At 33.5% G+C, this 17874-nt stretch carries 17 protein-coding genes; 12 read left to right on the plus strand and 5 right to left on the minus strand.

All coding sequences use genetic code 11. The annotated features are described in order from the left end of the window. Positions 1 to 54 precede the first annotated feature (54 nt). The 10 genes from RNZ46_RS06945 to RNZ46_RS06990 all read left to right on the plus strand — a co-directional run bounded on the left by RNZ46_RS06945 (position 55) and on the right by RNZ46_RS06990 (position 10267). Entirely contained in the window at positions 55 to 1905 is a 1851-nt protein-coding gene (locus RNZ46_RS06945; protein WP_316984652.1) for a M1 family metallopeptidase, read from the plus strand. 93 nt (positions 1906 to 1998) lie between these two features. Then, complete coding sequence (locus RNZ46_RS06950) at positions 1999 to 2802, plus strand: SDR family oxidoreductase (protein WP_316984653.1); 804 nt, start codon at positions 1999 to 2001, stop codon at positions 2800 to 2802. Between the two features lie 126 nt (positions 2803 to 2928). Continuing rightward, the gene (locus RNZ46_RS06955; RefSeq protein ID WP_316984654.1) at positions 2929 to 3261 is read left to right on the plus strand and encodes an ArsR/SmtB family transcription factor; all 333 of its coding nucleotides are present in this window, start codon (positions 2929 to 2931) and stop codon (positions 3259 to 3261) included. Between the two features lie 37 nt (positions 3262 to 3298). Beyond that, positions 3299 to 3931, plus strand: a complete 633-nt coding sequence (locus RNZ46_RS06960; protein WP_316984655.1) for an arsenate-mycothiol transferase ArsC — start codon at positions 3299 to 3301, stop codon at positions 3929 to 3931. 3 nt (positions 3932 to 3934) lie between these two features. Continuing rightward, entirely contained in the window at positions 3935 to 4981 is a 1047-nt protein-coding gene (gene arsB / locus RNZ46_RS06965) for an ACR3 family arsenite efflux transporter (RefSeq protein ID WP_316984656.1), read from the plus strand. Positions 4982 to 5130: 149 nt separating this feature from the next. Continuing rightward, positions 5131 to 5505 (plus strand): ribonuclease P protein component, encoded by a 375-nt coding sequence (rnpA, locus tag RNZ46_RS06970; protein WP_316984657.1) that lies wholly within the window; start codon positions 5131 to 5133, stop codon positions 5503 to 5505. Between the two features lie 17 nt (positions 5506 to 5522). Next, a complete protein-coding gene (locus tag RNZ46_RS06975) occupies positions 5523 to 7157 on the plus strand; it encodes a S41 family peptidase (protein ID WP_316984658.1) in 1635 nt (544 codons plus the stop codon). 37 nt (positions 7158 to 7194) lie between these two features. Beyond that, positions 7195 to 8049 (plus strand): OmpA family protein, encoded by an 855-nt coding sequence (locus tag RNZ46_RS06980; protein WP_316984659.1) that lies wholly within the window; start codon positions 7195 to 7197, stop codon positions 8047 to 8049. Between the two features lie 6 nt (positions 8050 to 8055). After that, positions 8056 to 9525, plus strand: coding sequence for a T9SS type B sorting domain-containing protein (locus tag RNZ46_RS06985; RefSeq protein WP_316984660.1), 1470 nt, complete (start codon positions 8056 to 8058; stop codon positions 9523 to 9525). Positions 9526 to 9733: 208 nt separating this feature from the next. Then, the gene (locus RNZ46_RS06990; RefSeq protein ID WP_316984661.1) at positions 9734 to 10267 is read left to right on the plus strand and encodes an OmpA family protein; all 534 of its coding nucleotides are present in this window, start codon (positions 9734 to 9736) and stop codon (positions 10265 to 10267) included. Positions 10268 to 10352: 85 nt separating this feature from the next. Here RNZ46_RS06990 and RNZ46_RS06995 read toward each other — a convergent pair whose 3' ends face one another. The 3 genes from RNZ46_RS06995 to rpiB form a co-directional block, all read right to left on the minus strand. Beyond that, positions 10353 to 10796 (minus strand): GNAT family N-acetyltransferase, encoded by a 444-nt coding sequence (locus RNZ46_RS06995; protein WP_316984662.1) that lies wholly within the window; start codon positions 10794 to 10796, stop codon positions 10353 to 10355. Positions 10797 to 10920: 124 nt separating this feature from the next. Then, positions 10921 to 11838: a cation diffusion facilitator family transporter gene (locus tag RNZ46_RS07000; RefSeq protein WP_316984663.1), complete on the minus strand. Its 918-nt coding sequence runs from the start codon at positions 11836 to 11838 to the stop codon at positions 10921 to 10923. Further along, complete coding sequence (gene rpiB, locus RNZ46_RS07005; RefSeq protein WP_316984664.1) at positions 11839 to 12273, minus strand: ribose 5-phosphate isomerase B; 435 nt, start codon at positions 12271 to 12273, stop codon at positions 11839 to 11841. It lies immediately after the preceding gene. Positions 12274 to 12999: 726 nt separating this feature from the next. On the opposite strand from rpiB, the gene rnr reads away from it, so the two are divergent. Further along, positions 13000 to 15198 carry a ribonuclease R gene (gene rnr, locus RNZ46_RS07010; RefSeq protein WP_316984665.1) on the plus strand — a complete coding sequence of 733 codons (2199 nt, stop codon included), beginning with the start codon at positions 13000 to 13002 and terminating at the stop codon, positions 15196 to 15198. Between the two features lie 191 nt (positions 15199 to 15389). Here rnr and RNZ46_RS07015 read toward each other — a convergent pair whose 3' ends face one another. Both RNZ46_RS07015 and RNZ46_RS07020 read right to left on the minus strand, forming a co-directional pair. Next, the gene (locus tag RNZ46_RS07015; protein ID WP_316984666.1) at positions 15390 to 16103 is read right to left on the minus strand and encodes a hypothetical protein; all 714 of its coding nucleotides are present in this window, start codon (positions 16101 to 16103) and stop codon (positions 15390 to 15392) included. 63 nt (positions 16104 to 16166) lie between these two features. Further along, a complete protein-coding gene (locus RNZ46_RS07020; RefSeq protein ID WP_316984667.1) occupies positions 16167 to 17441 on the minus strand; it encodes a glycoside hydrolase family 26 protein in 1275 nt (424 codons plus the stop codon). A gap of 255 nt (positions 17442 to 17696) precedes the next feature. On the opposite strand from RNZ46_RS07020, the gene RNZ46_RS07025 reads away from it, so the two are divergent. Then, entirely contained in the window at positions 17697 to 17873 is a 177-nt protein-coding gene (locus RNZ46_RS07025) for a hypothetical protein (protein ID WP_316984668.1), read from the plus strand. Position 17874 lies beyond the last annotated feature (1 nt).

The following is a 17874-nucleotide window of genomic DNA, read 5'->3' on the forward strand; positions in this document are numbered from 1 at the left end:
TTTGTTTATATTTCTATCAAAAAAAAAGTGTATTTCATTTAAAAATAATCTATCATGAAAAAATTAATGCTTCCTTTTTTCAGTTTTTTACTAGTGCTATCCTGCAATAGCCAAAAAAATATAGCCGTTGCCCAAACACCAACGCCTACCAAACCGGCATCAACACAAAATCCTGGATATTGGCAGCAACATGTAGATTATAAAATGGACATTGATATGGATGTAAACACCTATCAATACAAAGGAAAGCAAGAGTTGGTATATACCAATAACTCGCCAGATGTTTTGTACCGGGTATATTATCACTTGTATTTTAATGCCTTTCAACCCGGTAGCGAAATGGATGTGCGCTCAAGAACCATTGCAGATCCTGATGCAAGGGTTGGCGATAGAATAAGCCAATTAAAGCCTAACGAAATTGGGTATATAAAAGTAAATTCACTAAAACAAAATGGTGTAAATATTAAACACGAAACCGTTGGTACCGTATTAGAGGTGGATTTAGCAAAACCTATTCAACCCGGTGAAAAGGTGACTTTTAACATGGATTTTGATGCCCAAGTTCCGGTTCAAATTCGTCGTTCGGGTAGAAATAGTAAAGAAGGAGTGGCCTTATCTATGGCGCAATGGTACCCAAAAATGGCGGAATACGACTTTGAAGGCTGGCATGCCGACCCATACATTGGAAGAGAATTCCACGGTGTTTGGGGCGATTTTGATGTTAAATTGAGTATTGATAAAAACTACATTGTTGGCGGTACGGGCTATTTGCAAAACCCCAATCAAATTGGTTACGGTTACGAAACAGGAACGGTAAAAAGACCAAACACCGACAAACTCACTTGGCATTTTAAAGCGCCAAATGTGCACGATTTTACCTGGGCCGCAGATCCAGATTATATACACGATGTATTGCAAATGCCCAATGGCCCAAAACTTCATTTCCTTTACAAAAAGGATTTGAATGCCAATGAATTGGAAAATTGGAAAAAACTTCAGCCCAAAACAGCGGAACTCATGAAGTATTTCAGCAAACATATTGGCAATTATCCGTACAAACAATATTCTGTAATTCAAGGTGGCGATGGCGGTATGGAATATGCCATGAGCACGTTAATAACAGGAAAACGAAGCTTTGGTAGTTTGGTTGGCGTAACCTCTCATGAACTCGCACACACATGGTTTCAATTTTTATTGGCCACAAACGAAACAAAACACGAATGGATAGACGAAGGCTTTACCGTTTACATTAGCAATCATGCCATGAATGAGGTGATGAACCAAGGTAAAAAAAATCCTCTAGCCAACGCCTATAACAGCTATATAGGCTTAGCTCGGTCTAGCGTAGAACAACCGCTTACCACACACGCAGATAGGTATGAATTTAACAGTGTTTATGGTACCCAAGCTTACAGTAAGGGCGCAGTGTTTTTAGCACAATTAGGGTATGTAATTGGCGAAGAAAATCTGCAAAAAACCATTAAAAAATATTTTAAAGATTTTGCCTTTACACACCCAAAACCTTTTGATATTATACGAACAGCAGAAAAGGTGACTGGATTAGAGCTCGACTGGTATTTTATAGATTTTGCACAAACCATAAATACTATTGATTATGCTGTTAAATCTGTTGAAGGAAACACGATTACGTTAGAGCGTATTGGGTTAATGCCTATGCCTATTGATGTAACCGTAACCTATAAGGATGGAAGCACCGAAGATTTCTATATTCCTTTACAAATGATGCGTGGCGAAAAACCAACAAATGCTACCATAATTAATGATTGGGCCTGGGCATATCCAACCTACACATTTAAAACATCAAAGGCGATAAAATCGGTTCAGATAGACCCTTCTGAAATGATGGCGGATATTGATAAAGGAAATAATAGAATTAGTATTTAAAGTTATCATAAAAAGCGTTGAATAACTTAATTGCATATCGGTGATTTTTTTATTAGGTTTGGATATACTAGTGTTGGTAACCATAACAAAAAAATGCAATTAAAAGACAAAACGGTTTTAATAACAGGTGGAGCATCTGGAATTGGCAAAATAATGGTTCGTTTAATGTTAGAAAGAAAAGCCAAAGTAATTATTTGGGACATTAATCAAGAGCACATTGATAAAACAATAGCCGAATTTTCAAACCAAGGAGAAATATTTGGGTACAACGTTGATGTTTCAAACCTGAAACAAATTCAATCTACCGCTAAAAAAGTTAAATCAGAACTAGGTGCTGTTGATGTATTAATCAATAATGCCGGCATAATAGTTGGCAAATATTTCAATGAGCATACAGCCTCCGATATTTCAAAAACAATGGAAATTAATGCAACGGCCCCCATGTTTATCACCATGGAATTTATTAAGGATATGATGCATCAAAATTCAGGACATATTTGCAATATTGCTTCGTCTGGCGGGTTGGTTTCAAACCCTAAAATGTCTGTTTACGCAGCGAGCAAATGGTCGCTTATCGGTTGGTCGGATAGTTTGCGTTTGGAGATGAAGCAATTGGATAAAAAAGTAAATGTTACCACAATAATGCCTTACTACATCAATACAGGTATGTTTGACGGCGTAACATCCAAAATTCCAATTCTTGAACCTGAAGCCACAGCCTTAACCATTGTTAAGGCGATTGAGAAAAATAAAAAATTAATAAGTATCCCAGGCTACATATATAGATTTACACGTTTTGGTCAAGCCGTAATGTCGATTAATGTTTTTGATTGGTTTGCTGGAGATGTGCTTGGAATTTATAAAACCATGGAACATTTCACTGGTCGTAAAAAGTAACAATTAAATTGGCCAGTCCTAAATTAATCCCACACAAATTATAACAATTACTTTATCTTTTCTTTAAAATAAAATTTGACCGATTGTATATTAATCGTAATATTGCAATCATCTAATAATAGAACAATGGGACTCACAAAAGCCGAAATGTTTACAGACCAACAAAATGAAATTGCGCTTTTCGCAAAAGTTTTTGGTCATCCTGCCAGGGTAGCAATTTTACAACAGCTTTTTAAAATAAACGCCTGTTATTGTGGCGATTTGGTCAATGAAATAGGGCTGGCACAACCAACGATTTCTCAACATTTAAAAGAACTGAAGCATTTAGGGTTAATAAAAGGAAATGTTGAAGGCACAAGTGTTTGCTATTGCATTAACAAAGAAAATTGGACAAAAATGAAAGAGACTATGTTGCAATTTTTAAATCAAGATGTTTCGCATATTGAAGACTGTTGCTAAAAAAATCTGACTAATCAATCGTTACATACCAACTAACATGATAACCGACAAAACAGCCTTGTATACAGAAATTAAACGTGTAATCAACGCGTTAAAAATCGATGATATTTCCAATGAACGTAAAGCCATTTTACAGCCGCTAACGGAATATATTCAATCAAAGGTTTCAAACCATCAAGACATCCGCATCAACTTTATCTGTACGCACAATTCACGAAGAAGTCATTTATCCCAAGTTTGGGCACAAACCTTGGCAGAATACTTCCATATTAAAAACGTGTTTTGCTATTCGGGCGGCACTGAAACTACGGCACTTTTTCCAATGGTTGCAGAAACCTTACGGAAATCAGGTTTTCAAATACAGCAAATTTCAAAAACCAAAAACCCCATTTACGCCATTAAATACAGCGACAACACGCATCCCGTAATTGGTTTTTCAAAAAAAATGGATGATGATTTTAATCCAAAATCTGGGTTTGTAGCGGTTATGACTTGCGATTCGGCCAATGAAGCCTGCCCTTTAGTTCCAGGAGCAGAACAACGCATTCCGATTACTTTTGAAGACCCGAAAGCTTTTGACAATACGCCACAACAAGCTGAAAAATACAATGCTCGTAGTCTGCAAATTGCCACCGAATTATTTTACGTTTTCTCGCAAATAAACCCCTAAAAAATGGCACCAAAAAAACTAAGTTTCCTTGACAGAAATCTAACCTTGTGGATATTTGTAGCCATGGCCATAGGCGTTGGTCTTGGTTATTTTATACCAACATTTCCCAATATTATCAATTCATTTAATAGTGGAACAACAAACATTCCGATTGCCATCGGGTTGATTTTAATGATGTATCCGCCTTTGGCAAAAGTCAATTATTCACTGTTACCAAAGGTTTTTAGAAATACAAAAATACTTTCCATTTCGCTTATTTTAAATTGGATTGTTGGCCCTATTTTAATGTTTGTTTTGGCCATTACCTTTTTACGGGATTATCCCGAATATATGGTGGGGCTTATTTTAATTGGTTTGGCGCGTTGCATTGCCATGGTTTTGGTTTGGAACGACCTAGCGGAAGGCAGCAGCGAATACGGAGCGGGTTTAGTAGCTTTAAATAGTATTTTCCAAGTGTTTGCATACAGTTTTTATGCTTGGGTTTTTATAACGGTTCTTCCGCCGTATTTTGGATTTGAAGGTGCTATTGTAGATATTTCCATAGGAACCATTGCAGAAAGTGTCGCTATTTACTTAGGAATTCCATTTGTATTGGGCATATTAAGCCGACTCATTTTAGTAAAATTAAAGGGCGAAACATGGTACACGAATACTTTTATACCAACCATTTCACCAATAACCTTAATAGCGCTGTTATTTACCATCGTGATTATGTTCTCGCTGAAGGGCGAATTAATTGTAAAAATTCCAATGGATGTGCTCATAATCGCAGTGCCATTACTTATTTATTTTACTTTAATGTTTATCATTGGTTTTTTTGTTACCAAAGCATCGGGCGCAAAATATGATAAAACAGCTTCGGTGGCTTTTACAGCGGCAGGGAATAATTTTGAATTGGCGATAGCCGTTGCCATTGCGGTTTTCGGACTAAATTCAGGGCAAGCATTTGCCGGCGTTATCGGACCTTTGGTTGAAGTTCCTACTTTGATTTTATTAGTTAAGGTCTCCTTTTGGTTACGGAAAAAATACTACGGAAAAACCAAGGTTTAAAGCCGTTTTCATTTTTCGTTTTTAAAAACTTTTACATTAAAATAACTAGTATAATGATGCCTTCAATATTCTAAAAACGGCTTGTAACCACCAATTAAAAAACGAACAAATACATATTTTACTACCTTTGGCTTTTAAAACCTTTGTTGTTGAAACTTACCTACTCCAAAAAAGAAAAACTTAAAAGCAAAAAGCTCATAGATCAATTGTTTACAGAAGGGCAATCGGTTTCTGCTTTTCCGCTGCGTTTGGTGTATTTACAAACCACTTTTGATGATGAAGTTTTTGCAAAAACAGGGGTTTCGGTAAGTAAACGCAACTTTAAAACTGCCGTTGAAAGAAACCACATAAAACGTTTGTTAAGAGAAGCTTATAGACTTAATAAAGCCGATTTTTTTAACAATTTAACAACACAACACGCGTTTATGATTTTGTACATTGGCAAAGATAAACCCACATTCACCCAAGTTGAAACCAAAATGAAACACTTATTTATAAAGTTTTTGGATAAGGTTTCTGAATAATATAAAAGATTCCCAACATGAAAAATCTCCTAAAAAAGAAAATATTAATTCCTGTTTTAGCGCTTAGCATCCTATTTACAGGTTCGGCTTTTAAAAACGATTTTTTTGAAATCGCTAAACAAATTGAAATATTCACCACATTGTTTAAAGAACTCAACATGAATTATGTTGATGAAACCAATCCGGGTGAGTTAATGGATACCGCCATAAAAAGCATGCTGGCCGATTTAGATCCGTACACAAACTTTTTAAACGAGCAAGATGTTGAAGCTGCAAGAATTAACAATACCGGTGATTATATAGGTATTGGAGCCAAAGTGCGAACCCATAAAGACAAGCTCGTTATTGTTGAGCCATATAAAGATTATCCGGCCGATAAAGCAGGATTAAAAGCTGGTGACGAAATTATTAAAGTGGGTAATACCGCTGTTGAAAGCTATAAGGATGATGCAGGCAATTTACTAAAAGGTGCTCCGGGAACTTCGGTTGAAGTAACCTATAAACGCGAAAACCAAACTAAAACCACTACCATAAATAGAGCCGAAGTTGAGATTAATGCGGTGCCTCATTTTTCAATGATTAATGACAAAACTGGGTATATCGTACTGTCGCAATTTAATAACAAAGCTGCCTCTCAAACCAATTACGCTTTGCGGGATTTAAAAGCACAAGGTGCCGAACGCATGATTTTAGATTTACGCGGCAACCCAGGTGGTCTGCTAAACGAAGCTATAAAAATTGTTAATTTATTTGTGCCAAAAGGACAATTGGTGGTCACCACGAAATCTAAAGTAAAAAAATATAACCGCACCTATTACACGCAAAAAGAACCCATCGATACCGAAATCCCGTTAGTCGTTTTAATTGATGGTGGCAGCGCATCGGCCAGTGAAATTGTTTCGGGTGCCCTACAAGATTTAGATCGTGCTGTTATTGTGGGCTCCAGAAGTTTTGGCAAAGGTTTAGTGCAGCGCCCCAAAATGCTAACCTATGGTACACAGGTTAAAATAACCATTTCCAGATATTACACACCTTCGGGCCGTTGCATCCAATCTTTAGATTATTGGAATAGAAACGATAAAGGCGAAGCTGTAAGGGTAAAACAAGAAAATTACAATGCCTATAAAACCAAAAATGGTCGACAGGTTTTTGATGGCGGTGGCGTTTTTCCCGACGAAAACATGGGCACTTTAAAAAACTCTGCGGTTATTAATGCCATAGCAAACGAAAACCTGATTTTTGATTTTGCCACCCAATATTATTACAACAATCAAATCACCGATATTGATAACTTTAAACTATCGGCTTCTGATTTTTCAGATTTTAAAAACTATTTAAAGGCCAACAATTTTTCATTTGAAACCCAAACCGAGAAAGTACTTTTAAAAGCCTTTGAAACGGCTAAAAAAGAAGATTTAGGCGATGCGATTCAAGCCGATTATAATACCTTAATTTCAAATTTAAGCCGATCCAAAACCAAAGCCATTGACGAGAATAAAGAGTATTTATTAACGCTTTTAACCAAAGAGATTGTTAAACGCTATGTTTACAGAGAGGGTTTATACGACTACTACAAAATTAACGACCCTAAAATAAAGAAAGCTACCGAAATTCTTAACAGCCCTTTAGCCTATTCCAATTATTTAAGATAAAACAGTATCTTTATACTTGTATTCTATTCCCCCAATAATGAATAAATTAATTAGACTCATACTAATTTTACTTTGCTTTAATTTAGCTACTTCTCAAAGCAAACTCACACACGATGTATATTTTGATACCGATAAATATGTGGTACCACCTACCGAAGAAAACAGATTACTGCTCTTTATTTCAAATTTAAGCGATATCGATATCGAGTCCATTTCCATTTATGGTTTTTGTGATGATGTTGGTGCCGACGATTATAACCTAATACTATCGCAACAACGCGCCAATGCCATAAAATCTATTTTTTCCAATAACGAAATAAGCGAATCTTTAATTACGAATGTTGACGGAAAAGGTAAAATTTTACTCAAAATAGTTAATGAAAAAAACCTATTGAAAATTAGGGGATTAAACCGAAAAGTAGAAATTATTGTAAAGCCAAAACCTGAAATTGTTGAGGAAGTAAAACCCATTGCAGAAACAGTTAAAAAGAAAAATGTACCTGAACAAATAAAGAGCAAACTTAAAGTTGGTGATAAAATTACTTTTGAAAATATTTTATTTAAAACAGGTTATGCTACCGTTACCCCGGATTCTAAAAAAATACTAACCGCTATTGCCGACGCTTTGGTTGAACGCGATGATATTTATTTTACCATTCAAGGACATGTGTGCTGCACGCAATTTTCGCGTGATGCCGTAAACAGAAGAACCAAAAAACGCAATTTATCTGAAGCTCGGGCAAAATATGTATATAATTATTTTGCCAAAAAAGGCGTTAGTAAAAAAAGGATGCGCTACATGGGGATGCGCCGAAAATTTCCGCTTGGTGGCGACCCAAAATTCGATAGACGTGTTGAAATTTTAATTACTTATGTGGGTAATGAGAATTAAAAATGTATGGTTAATAAAATTAACTTTTTTACCTTATACTTATTTTTAATAAGTAGCTATTGTATTTCTCAAAATACCTTTGTACCCGATGATAATTTTGAACAAGCTTTAATAAATTTAGGTTACGACTCGGGGGCTTTAGATGATTTTGTGCCCACTGCAAACATTAATACCATTACCGAATTATATATTGACGCACTAAATATTTCCGATTTAACCGGCATTCAAGATTTTACTGCATTATCCATTCTTGATTGCTCAGAAAACAACCTTTCCAGTTTACCGATTAGCTCTAATTTTAACCTCACCGAAATATTTTGTAACAACAACGCATTAACCAGTTTAAATGTGTCTGCGCTTTCGCTTTTAAAAATACTGTGGTGCGATTTTAATCAACTTACAGCAATTAATGTAACTAACAATACCGATTTAATTTCATTAACCTGTGGTAATAATTTGATAACCAGTTTAGACGTAACACAAAACTTAAATCTAAATGTTTTGGTGTGCGAAAACAATCAAATACCCAATATAGATGTAACTCAGAATTCAACCCTAAACTCTTTACTTGTAAGAGGCAATATGCTCACCAGTTTAGATGTTACACAAAATCCCAATATAGCCTTTCTGGATTGTGGCATCAATCAACTAACGAGTTTAGACGTTACCCAAAATTCTAATTTGCGCGTATTGTTATGTTTTAATAACCAACTAACGAGTTTAGATGTTACGCAAAATACGCTGCTTAGCGATTTAAGTTGTGTAAATAATCAAATTACACAATTAGATATGTCTAAAAACACCTCGTTGGTAAATTTAGATTGTAGTTATAATGATTTATGTTGGTTAAATATTAGAAATGGCACCAATGAAAACGCCACCATTATGCATTTTGATTTTAATCCTAATCTAACCTGTGTGGTTATAGATGATGCATCACGAACTTACCCCAATTGGAAACCTTATCCGTTTTCAAACTTTGTTGAACAATTATCCGATTGCTCCAGTTTTGTTCCCGTTGATACATTGCAAAATTTTATTGGCGCAAGCTATACTTTGCCCGTACTTAACAACGGAAATTATTATACACAATCAGGCGGAAATGGTACGTTATTACAAGCGGGAGATGTTATTAACAGTTCTCAAACCATTTATATTTACAACGAAACGAGTTGCGATAGCAACGAATCTAATTTTACAGTTAACATTACGAACGAAGATTATTTTATTCCAAAATATTTTACGCCAAACAACGATGGAAAACACGATTATTGGACGGTTACAGATTTAAATAACAGCATAAATAATATTTCAATTTATAACAGATACGGGCAATTACTAAAATTTTTGCTTCCAAATTCTCAAGGATGGGATGGGGTTTATAACGGACAGTTATTACCAACCGATAGTTATTGGTACCGAATTACCTTAAATAACAGAGAAGTTTTAAGGGGCTATTTTGCTTTAAAAAGATGATTTTTTTTAGCTTTTTATTTCTCTACTTTTAAAAGTCATCTATAAAGTGTATTTAAAAACAGCTGATTAACACACTGTTTTGTCGGTATAAGCGTGTGCTTTATCTAAGTTCGTGTATTTTAACCAAATAAATTTGAGAATAGTCTAAAAATTTCTTGCTAAAATCTTTGTTGCTATAGGTTTGGGGTACGCAACAAATCTATAGAACATGAAAAAAATTACTTTATTATTCGTTTTAATTTTCACATTAAATAATGCTTTTGCAACAAATCATGTGAAAGAAGACAACTTACAAAAAACAATTATTGGTAATACAAAAGAAGCCACTGCAAACAATCACTCAAAATTAATAGCTGGTTCTTTTTACGGTGAAGACTTATCAGAAGGAGATTTAATTAGTTTAAAAAACCTAAAGTTTAAAAAAGGATATCGTTATTTAACGCCAGAATCTAAAGACGTTTTAAAAGAATTAGCAGAATTTTTAGTTCAACGTACAGATATTTACTTTACAATAAATGGTCATGTTTGTTGTACTAGTGGAGGAATGGATGCTAAAAATAAAGAAACAGGAATTGCAAACTTAAGTGTTGTAAGAGCAAAATACATTCGTGATTATTTAGTAAAATACGGCGTAGATGCTAAAAGAGTTAGATATAGAGGTTTAGCTGGAAAGTATAACCTAGAAGAGGAAGGAAGAGTAGATTTATTTATTAGACGGGTTGCTGATGTTTTATACTACTAAATAATAGTAAAGCCATATATAATTTCTAGCTGTTTACATTTAAAAAATCTTCTTTTTATTTTTTAAACACAATTGTAAAAAAGATTTATTGGTACACCATAGCAATATGAGGTATATTATCTTCAAGATATTCATCCCCAATTGCCTTAAAACCTAAATTGGTATAAAATTTACTCAAATATGTTTGAGCCGAAATTTTAATTTTTGTTTCATTATAATGATTTTTTATGGCCTTGATTGAAGCTTGCATGATAGCATATCCGTATTTATATTGACGTTCGTTTTTAGCCACAAGAACACGACCAATACTGGCTTCATCAAAATAATAGCCTGGTTTAAAAACCCGTGTGTAAGCTATTATTTTACCATTTTTAAAACCTAAAACATGTAGTGCTTTTTCATCTTTGCCATCAATATCTTGATACACACAATCCTGTTCCACAACAAAAACCTCGCTACGCAATTGAAGTAAATCGTATAGTTCTTGGGTTGTTAACTCTTGAAATGTTTTAACTGTTATTTCTAGCATAAAATTTGTGATTATGAGTCTTTATTAAGGCATAAAAATCTTTTTTAATTTAACTTATTAATAATCATTTAATTTATTTAAAACAGATTCCCACGTCGTAAACTCCTCGGAATGACGTATCAATTTAATCCTGCACAATCACATCTTTTGCGTCGTCTTTACCAAATTCCGGTTGAATATTTACATGGTTGATACCGTAATTATCCAATAAAAAATCTTCAATTTTATGCAAAATAACATCAAATTGCGATAAGGAAATATCTTCTTTAAAATCGATGTGCGCTTCTAAATGGATTTCATCTTCATTGAGTTGCCAAATATGAACATGATGCACATTTTTAATGCTTTCAAAGGTATTAATTTCATCTACTATTTTATTAATAGGTGTTGCATCTGGTGTAAACAACATGAGTACTTTGGTTGAATCTTTTAATAAATCAAAACCCATCCAAATTAAGTAAACGGCTATAGCGAAAGTAAGCACGCTATCCACCCAAAACAATTGGTAGTATTTCATTAGTAAACCCCCAATAAAAACCGCAACACTCGCCATCATATCGGTTAATAAATGAAGGTATGCGCTTTTCATATTCATGTTGGATTCAGCATCTTTTTTCAATAAAAGCACACTAAAACCATTACCTAAAATAGCAATTAACGATAACCAAATCACTAAATTGGATTCGATTTCCTGTGGATTTTGAAAACGCTCAATCGCTTCAATAATCAATAAAACAGCAACAATAATTAAAGTGGCCGCATTTATAAAAGCCGCTAAAATTTCGGCCCGTTTATACCCAAATGTTTTTTGAAATGAGGCTTTTCGTTTTGATAATTTATCGGCTACATAACTGATAATAAGTGAAATAACATCGCTAAAATTATGCAACGCATCACTTAAAAGTGCCAAACTACCAGACATTAAACCACCAACAACCTGAGCTATAGTTATAGCAATATTTAATAAAATGGATATAAATAAGTTGCGTCCTTTTAAATCGGGATGCGCATGGGTGTGACTATGAGAATGGTGATGCCCCATTTAACACGATAAAGGTATTTTATCAACGCGGTTTTGATGTCTGCCGCCTTCAAACTCGGTATTTAAAAAAGTATCAACCATTTCAACCGCTTGATGTATGGCTGTAAATCGTGCAGGAATACATAAAACATTAGCGTTATTATGTTGCCTCGTTAAGCTTGCTATTTCTTTATTCCAACATAAACCAGCGCGAATTTTTTGGTGTTTATTCGCAGTCATAGCCACACCATTGGCACTACCGCAAATTAGTATACCGAATGTAGATTTATTGGTTTCAACAGCATCGGCCACTGGGTGTACAAAATCTGGGTAATCTACGCTATCGTTAGCATCTGTCCCAAAATTAGTAACGGTATAACCTTTGCTTTCCAAATGTTTTTTGATAACGAATTTATAATCGGTTCCGGCGTGATCGTTTCCTATAGCAATTGTCATTTTAAGTATTTTTATTTTATTAAACAAAGGTAATAAATTAAGCGTTAGATTAACGCCTGCGCGATAATGACTCACAAAGCTTTATAACAGCAAAAATTTTTTATAAAAAACATATCGCATCTTTTTTAAATTTTAAAGTCTGTCGATTACTATTTTGATTACTTGTTGATAAGTGTTCATTATTTTTTAAAAGAAAAACATGGAATATCCAATTATTTTTACAAGCAAAAACGCATATCAATTTACCAAAAATTTAAGTTACTTTTTTTTGCCAGGTTATGAGATTAAAAAATGATAACTATTAACATCAAATTTTTAAAAGTTATGAGTAAAATGCTGTTAATTTTGGTTGTTAACAACTGTGTACATAAAAATTAAATCAACTAAAAATTAAAGTTTTAAGGATAAATAGTATGTTAATAACCTATTAACAGAATGCTATTATAATACCATCAAAATAAAACGTAAAAAAGTTATACCGTTATTAACACACTATAATAACCACCATTTATTTTTTTAAATTTTAAAAGAAAAATTATTATATAATATATAATGTGGATAAGTTTGATTTACTCAAGCTTAACATAAAAAAAATGCTATTTAATATTAAAACCCTAACTTTGCACTAAACAAATAGCGATCTTCTCCTAAAAACAAAGCTATTTAATAACAAAATTTTCTCCCGACACTTCGGGATTTGGAAATTAAAATGATTACAAAAATTAAATGACAAGAAAGAAAAAAAGGAAATCCAAAAACAAAGGTATTTCCAACCTAACAAATACCATTCTAAGTATTTTAAAAAAAGATAGAAACCAATCATTCAACTACAAACAAATTGCTGCAAAACTTGGTGTAAACGATGCGAGCAGTAGGAATCAAATTATAAAAAAACTACGCGATTTACAGGGAAAAAAAGAAATTGAAGAGGTAGAGCGTGGTAAGTATAAAGCCATTGTAAACACCGAATATCACATTGGTAAATTAGATTTGGCTATAAAAGGAAATGGCTATATCATTTCTGAAGATTTTGATGATGATGTGTTTATTGCATCAAACAATATAAACAAAGCCTTAAACGGCGATGAAGTAGAATTTTATGTTTACAAACGTCGTAAACGTGGTAGATTAGAAGGTGAAATAACAAACATTATTAAACGCGAAAAAAGTGAATATGTTGGTGTTATTCAAATCCAAGAGAAAAAGAATTTTGCCTTTGTAGTAACAGATAGCAATAAAATGTACAAAGATATTTTTGTACCTATTGATAAAATAAATAAAGCTGAAAATGGCGATAAAGTATTGGTAAAACTTGAAGATTGGCCAGAAAAAGCCGATTCACCATACGGCAAGGTTATTCAGGTTTTAGGCAAACCAGGTGAGCATAATACCGAGATTCATGCCATACTAGCAGAATACGGTTTACCATACGATTTTCCTCAGGAAGTTGAAGATTTTGCTAATAAATTAGATACTTCAATTACTAAAGAAGAAATAGCAAAACGACGTGATATGCGTCAGGATTTAACCTTTACCATCGACCCTAAAGACGCTAAGGATTTTGATGATGCCCTATCGTTTAAAGTGTTGGAAAACGGTTTTTATGAAATAGGAATTCATATCGCCGATGTATCACATTATGTACAAGAAGGTACCATTTTGGATGATGAGGCATACGAGCGAGCCACATCGGTTTATTTAGTAGATAGAGTGGTGCCTATGTTACCTGAAGTTTTATCGAACAATGCTTGTTCCTTACGTCCACACGAAGAAAAATACACCTTTTCCGCAGTGTTTCAAATGAATGATGCATGCAAGATAAAACACCAGTGGTTTGGTAGAACAGTAACCTATAGCGACGCCCGTTTTGCTTACGAAGAAGCACAGGCTATTATAGAATCTAAAACCAACCATATTCCTGCAGACGTTTCTTTATCAGGCAAAGCTTATAAAACAGACCAAAATATTGCAAATGCGATATTAAAAATGGATGAATTAGCTAAAAAAATGCGAAGCAAACGTATGAGTTCCGGAGCTATTTCGTTCGATAAAGTAGAAGTAAAATTTGATTTGGACGAAGAAGCAAATCCAACAGGGGTGTTCTTTAAAACAAGTAAAGAAGCCAATAAAATGATTGAGGAATTCATGTTATTGGCCAACAAAAAAGTAGCCGAATTTATTGGTAAGCAATCACCAAAAAAGACTTTTGTATATCGGGTGCACGACAAACCAGACGATAGCAAACTATTTAATTTACAGAGTATTGTTTCTAAATTTGGGTATAAACTTAACTTTAAAGACCGCAAAACAACATCGGCTTCACTTAATAATTTATTAAAGGAAGTTAATGGAAAAAAAGAACAAAATTTAGTCGATACGCTGGCCATTCGAAGCATGAGTAAAGCCGAATATACCACGAATAATATTGGACATTACGGACTGGCTTTCGATTATTACAGTCATTTTACATCGCCAATTCGAAGGTATCCCGATGTGATGTCGCATCGCTTGTTACAACACTATTTAGATGGCGGAAAATCGGCTAACGAAGCCATTTACGAAGAAAAATGCAACCATTCCAGCAACATGGAAAATCTGGCTACCAAAGCAGAACGCGATTCTATAAAATACATGCAGATTAAGTTTATGGAAGACCATAAAGACGAAGCGTTTGTAGGCGTAATTTCCGGGGTAACCGATTGGGGAATTTATGTTGAAATCATTTCAAACAAATGTGAGGGTATGGTAAGCGTTCGAGATATGAAAGACGATCATTACGCCTTCGATCAGGACCAATACGCTATGGTTGGCAGAAACACAAAAACCATGTATCAACTTGGAGATGAAGTTGTTGTAAAAGTTAAAAACACCGATTTAGTTAAAAAACACCTCGATTTTTATCTTATCGGAAAACATGAAAATTAATTGGGCGTTACCTTCCCGATAGCTATCGGGAGGTCGGGCTTTCCGCTGTATCTTTTCCCTTATTTCCTTCCTGCGGAGGCAGGAATCCATTTAATAAACTTTTAGCTGCCCTTTAAATTTGTTGTTATTTACTCTAAAGGCAAAAGGATGTCGCTGCAATCCCTAACGCACCTATTTGCTAACTTTTGTTTTTAAACTGAAAGTTTTTTAACACGACTATAATTTTTCTCGATGTTATTAAAAAAATCCAACACGAGAATTTCTTGTTTTTCTTTATTATAAGGCGCTTTCATTTTAACTAAAGCATTCCAAAATACGTTTAAATTGTCAAACAAATTTGGTGCTAATTTCGAGAACAACTTTAATTCTTCATTATAATTTATACTTGGGTCAAGGGCTCCTTTCATTAAAAAAAACTTAGCTGTTATATATTTTAAAGAATCTAGACTTGGATGCAAACAAATATCCATTTTAAGTTCTATTTCATTTATTGAACATTTTCTTTCATTGTAATCTCCAACAAAATATTTTTCTTCAAATCCAAACTTTAAGTATTCATGGAACATCTTTTGGTGTTCAATTATATTTCCAATTAAGTTTCTAAATTCACGCTCTTCCCATAACTGATTAACAAAAGGAAAGTCTGAAAATAAGTTGTCGATTAATTTTGATACGATAAAACCTTGATGATTAATTTTAACATGTAAAAGTTCGTGTGCAAAATATTCGGGTCTGGGATTGTATTGATCATACCAAATAGCCGCGAAACTCTTTCTGTGTTTTCTTTCAAGAATGTTTACAGAGTAATTGTAATCACTTATAATATTTATTTTGTATTTAGATTTTAGGAGTTTCCATAAATCTTCTGTTTGTTTATTTATAAGTAGTTCTAAATTTGTTTTCATCAAAGGTTACTTATTGCGAAGATATAGTTCTGTTTTAATAATTAAATAATAGCTTACAGATGATTAATAGGAAATTTTTGTGTATAGTGAATTACCATTTATTTTAGCAACAATTATTATTGGTTTTTGGTACAGCAGATTGGTAAGGATATTATATTGAACATTAGGATAGTTATTTCTATAAATAACTCTTCCTAAAAAATCATGGATATAAACTTCATCCATCACTTTATTATCTTTATTGGTAATTTGTAATACTCCTTTTACTTTATTAATTACCAACTCGTTTTTTTTTAATTCACCATCATTTTGTGTATCAGTCGGTATAACCCAATTGGAATAATTTATAGTATTTAAAATATTGTCACTTGCAGTTATCCAGGGTGATTTACTTATTTCCAACTCCCATTTTTCCTTAATAAAAGGAACTTCTTGAACCCTTGAATCTCCCCATCCATCACCTGACCACATAAACTGACTATCCCAATCTACGTTTATATAAGCTAGTGCTTTAATTCTATTTGTTGTATAAATTTCATTAAAAAGAGGCTCAAACCAGTTGGTCCAATATATTTCAGGATTTCCGTTTTGTAAATCAACCTTTGGTGTCGCTTCGGCAATCATTATTGGCTTATCGCGTTCCTCTCCAAAATCACGAATGGATTGCCCCATGTTTTCTCCATCAAAATGAGAGTATCCCATCCAATTAACATATTCATCACCTGGATACCAATCCATAATATTAGTAAAGTTTAATCCAGAAGATTGCCATACATAAGCCACGTTACTTACATTTTCAGCATCAAAAATATGAACAATATGTTTCCATGCATTTTTAAATTGAGTAGGGTTGTAACCGTTCCACGAGCCATCAAACTCATATCCTATTCTTAAAAAAATAGGACGATCTTTCTCTTTTACCCAGTTTGCAAGCGTTTTAATATCATCGTCAACCACCCCATTATTTATATCTTCTAAAACCCCAACAAGGTATAAACCAATAACCATAAACGAATTATTAAACGTAGCATCATTAAAATAAGCTTCCGCATGAACATCACCCGAACCCCAATTATCTAGATGGTTTAAACCAGCTAAATTTGGCAAACTAGTATATGAAGTTACGCCAGCAGGTACGTGGCTAGAAAAGCTATCAACATAGCCATTAGTATGTGTATCTAAACCACCAACAGCCCCAAGATCTTGACCAATAATAAGTAATTTTTTTCCATCTAGTGGTACAAATTTGGGCGCACCAAAATTTGCACTTACTTGTGCATGTAAATGAACCATTATTGTAGTACTAATACATAAGAAAAGAATTTTAGAGAGACCCATTAGTATTTATTTCACACGCATCATATTCATCAGTATAAGATATATAATTTATATTTGATACCAGACAATTTAGACCTATTTTTAAGTAAAGTTAATAATTTTTAATCAGATGGTTTAAAATAGATAGAAGGCAAGACTTCCAAAAATATATAATTAAATAAAAAGCCTATTGTATATTACATATGTAATAAACAGAAATTAATTAAATGAAAAATGAGTGAATTTAAAAAATATAGACGTAAGAATATAAGTGAAATGAGACCTTATATTGAAGGTGAAAAATTAGACAGCAAAGTGTCTATTAGTGAAGCAGATTTAAAAGCAGGAAGTCCAAAAATTGGTGATATGATTGCTAGAAACCCAAACAACCACGACGATAAATGGCTTGTAGCTAAAGCATATTTCGATGATAATTTTGAACTAATTTTATAAG

The organism is Hwangdonia lutea (assembly GCF_032814565.1).
GTDB classification, from domain to species: Bacteria; Bacteroidota; Bacteroidia; order Flavobacteriales; family Flavobacteriaceae; genus Hwangdonia; species Hwangdonia lutea.

Bases quoted from the DNA above. Each gene is read 5' to 3' on its own strand.
- RNZ46_RS06945 (WP_316984652.1), top strand. From the start codon at position 55: ATGAAAAAATTAATGCTTCCTTTTTTCAGTTTTTTACTAGTGCTATCC.
- RNZ46_RS06950 (WP_316984653.1), top strand. From the start codon at position 1,999: ATGCAATTAAAAGACAAAACGGTTTTAATAACAGGTGGAGCATCTGGA.
- RNZ46_RS06955 (WP_316984654.1), top strand. From the start codon at position 2,929: ATGGGACTCACAAAAGCCGAAATGTTTACAGACCAACAAAATGAAATT.
- RNZ46_RS06960 (WP_316984655.1), top strand. From the start codon at position 3,299: ATGATAACCGACAAAACAGCCTTGTATACAGAAATTAAACGTGTAATC.
- arsB (WP_316984656.1), top strand. From the start codon at position 3,935: ATGGCACCAAAAAAACTAAGTTTCCTTGACAGAAATCTAACCTTGTGG.
- RNZ46_RS06975 (WP_316984658.1), top strand. From the start codon at position 5,523: ATGAAAAATCTCCTAAAAAAGAAAATATTAATTCCTGTTTTAGCGCTT.
- RNZ46_RS06980 (WP_316984659.1), top strand. From the start codon at position 7,195: ATGAATAAATTAATTAGACTCATACTAATTTTACTTTGCTTTAATTTA.
- RNZ46_RS06985 (WP_316984660.1), top strand. From the start codon at position 8,056: ATGGTTAATAAAATTAACTTTTTTACCTTATACTTATTTTTAATAAGT.
- RNZ46_RS06990 (WP_316984661.1), top strand. From the start codon at position 9,734: ATGAAAAAAATTACTTTATTATTCGTTTTAATTTTCACATTAAATAAT.
- RNZ46_RS06995 (WP_316984662.1), bottom strand. From the start codon at position 10,796: ATGCTAGAAATAACAGTTAAAACATTTCAAGAGTTAACAACCCAAGAA.
- RNZ46_RS07000 (WP_316984663.1), bottom strand. From the start codon at position 11,838: ATGGGGCATCACCATTCTCATAGTCACACCCATGCGCATCCCGATTTA.
- rpiB (WP_316984664.1), bottom strand. From the start codon at position 12,273: ATGACAATTGCTATAGGAAACGATCACGCCGGAACCGATTATAAATTC.
- rnr (WP_316984665.1), top strand. From the start codon at position 13,000: ATGACAAGAAAGAAAAAAAGGAAATCCAAAAACAAAGGTATTTCCAAC.
- RNZ46_RS07015 (WP_316984666.1), bottom strand. From the start codon at position 16,103: ATGAAAACAAATTTAGAACTACTTATAAATAAACAAACAGAAGATTTA.
- RNZ46_RS07020 (WP_316984667.1), bottom strand. From the start codon at position 17,441: ATGGGTCTCTCTAAAATTCTTTTCTTATGTATTAGTACTACAATAATG.
- RNZ46_RS07025 (WP_316984668.1), top strand. From the start codon at position 17,697: ATGAGACCTTATATTGAAGGTGAAAAATTAGACAGCAAAGTGTCTATT.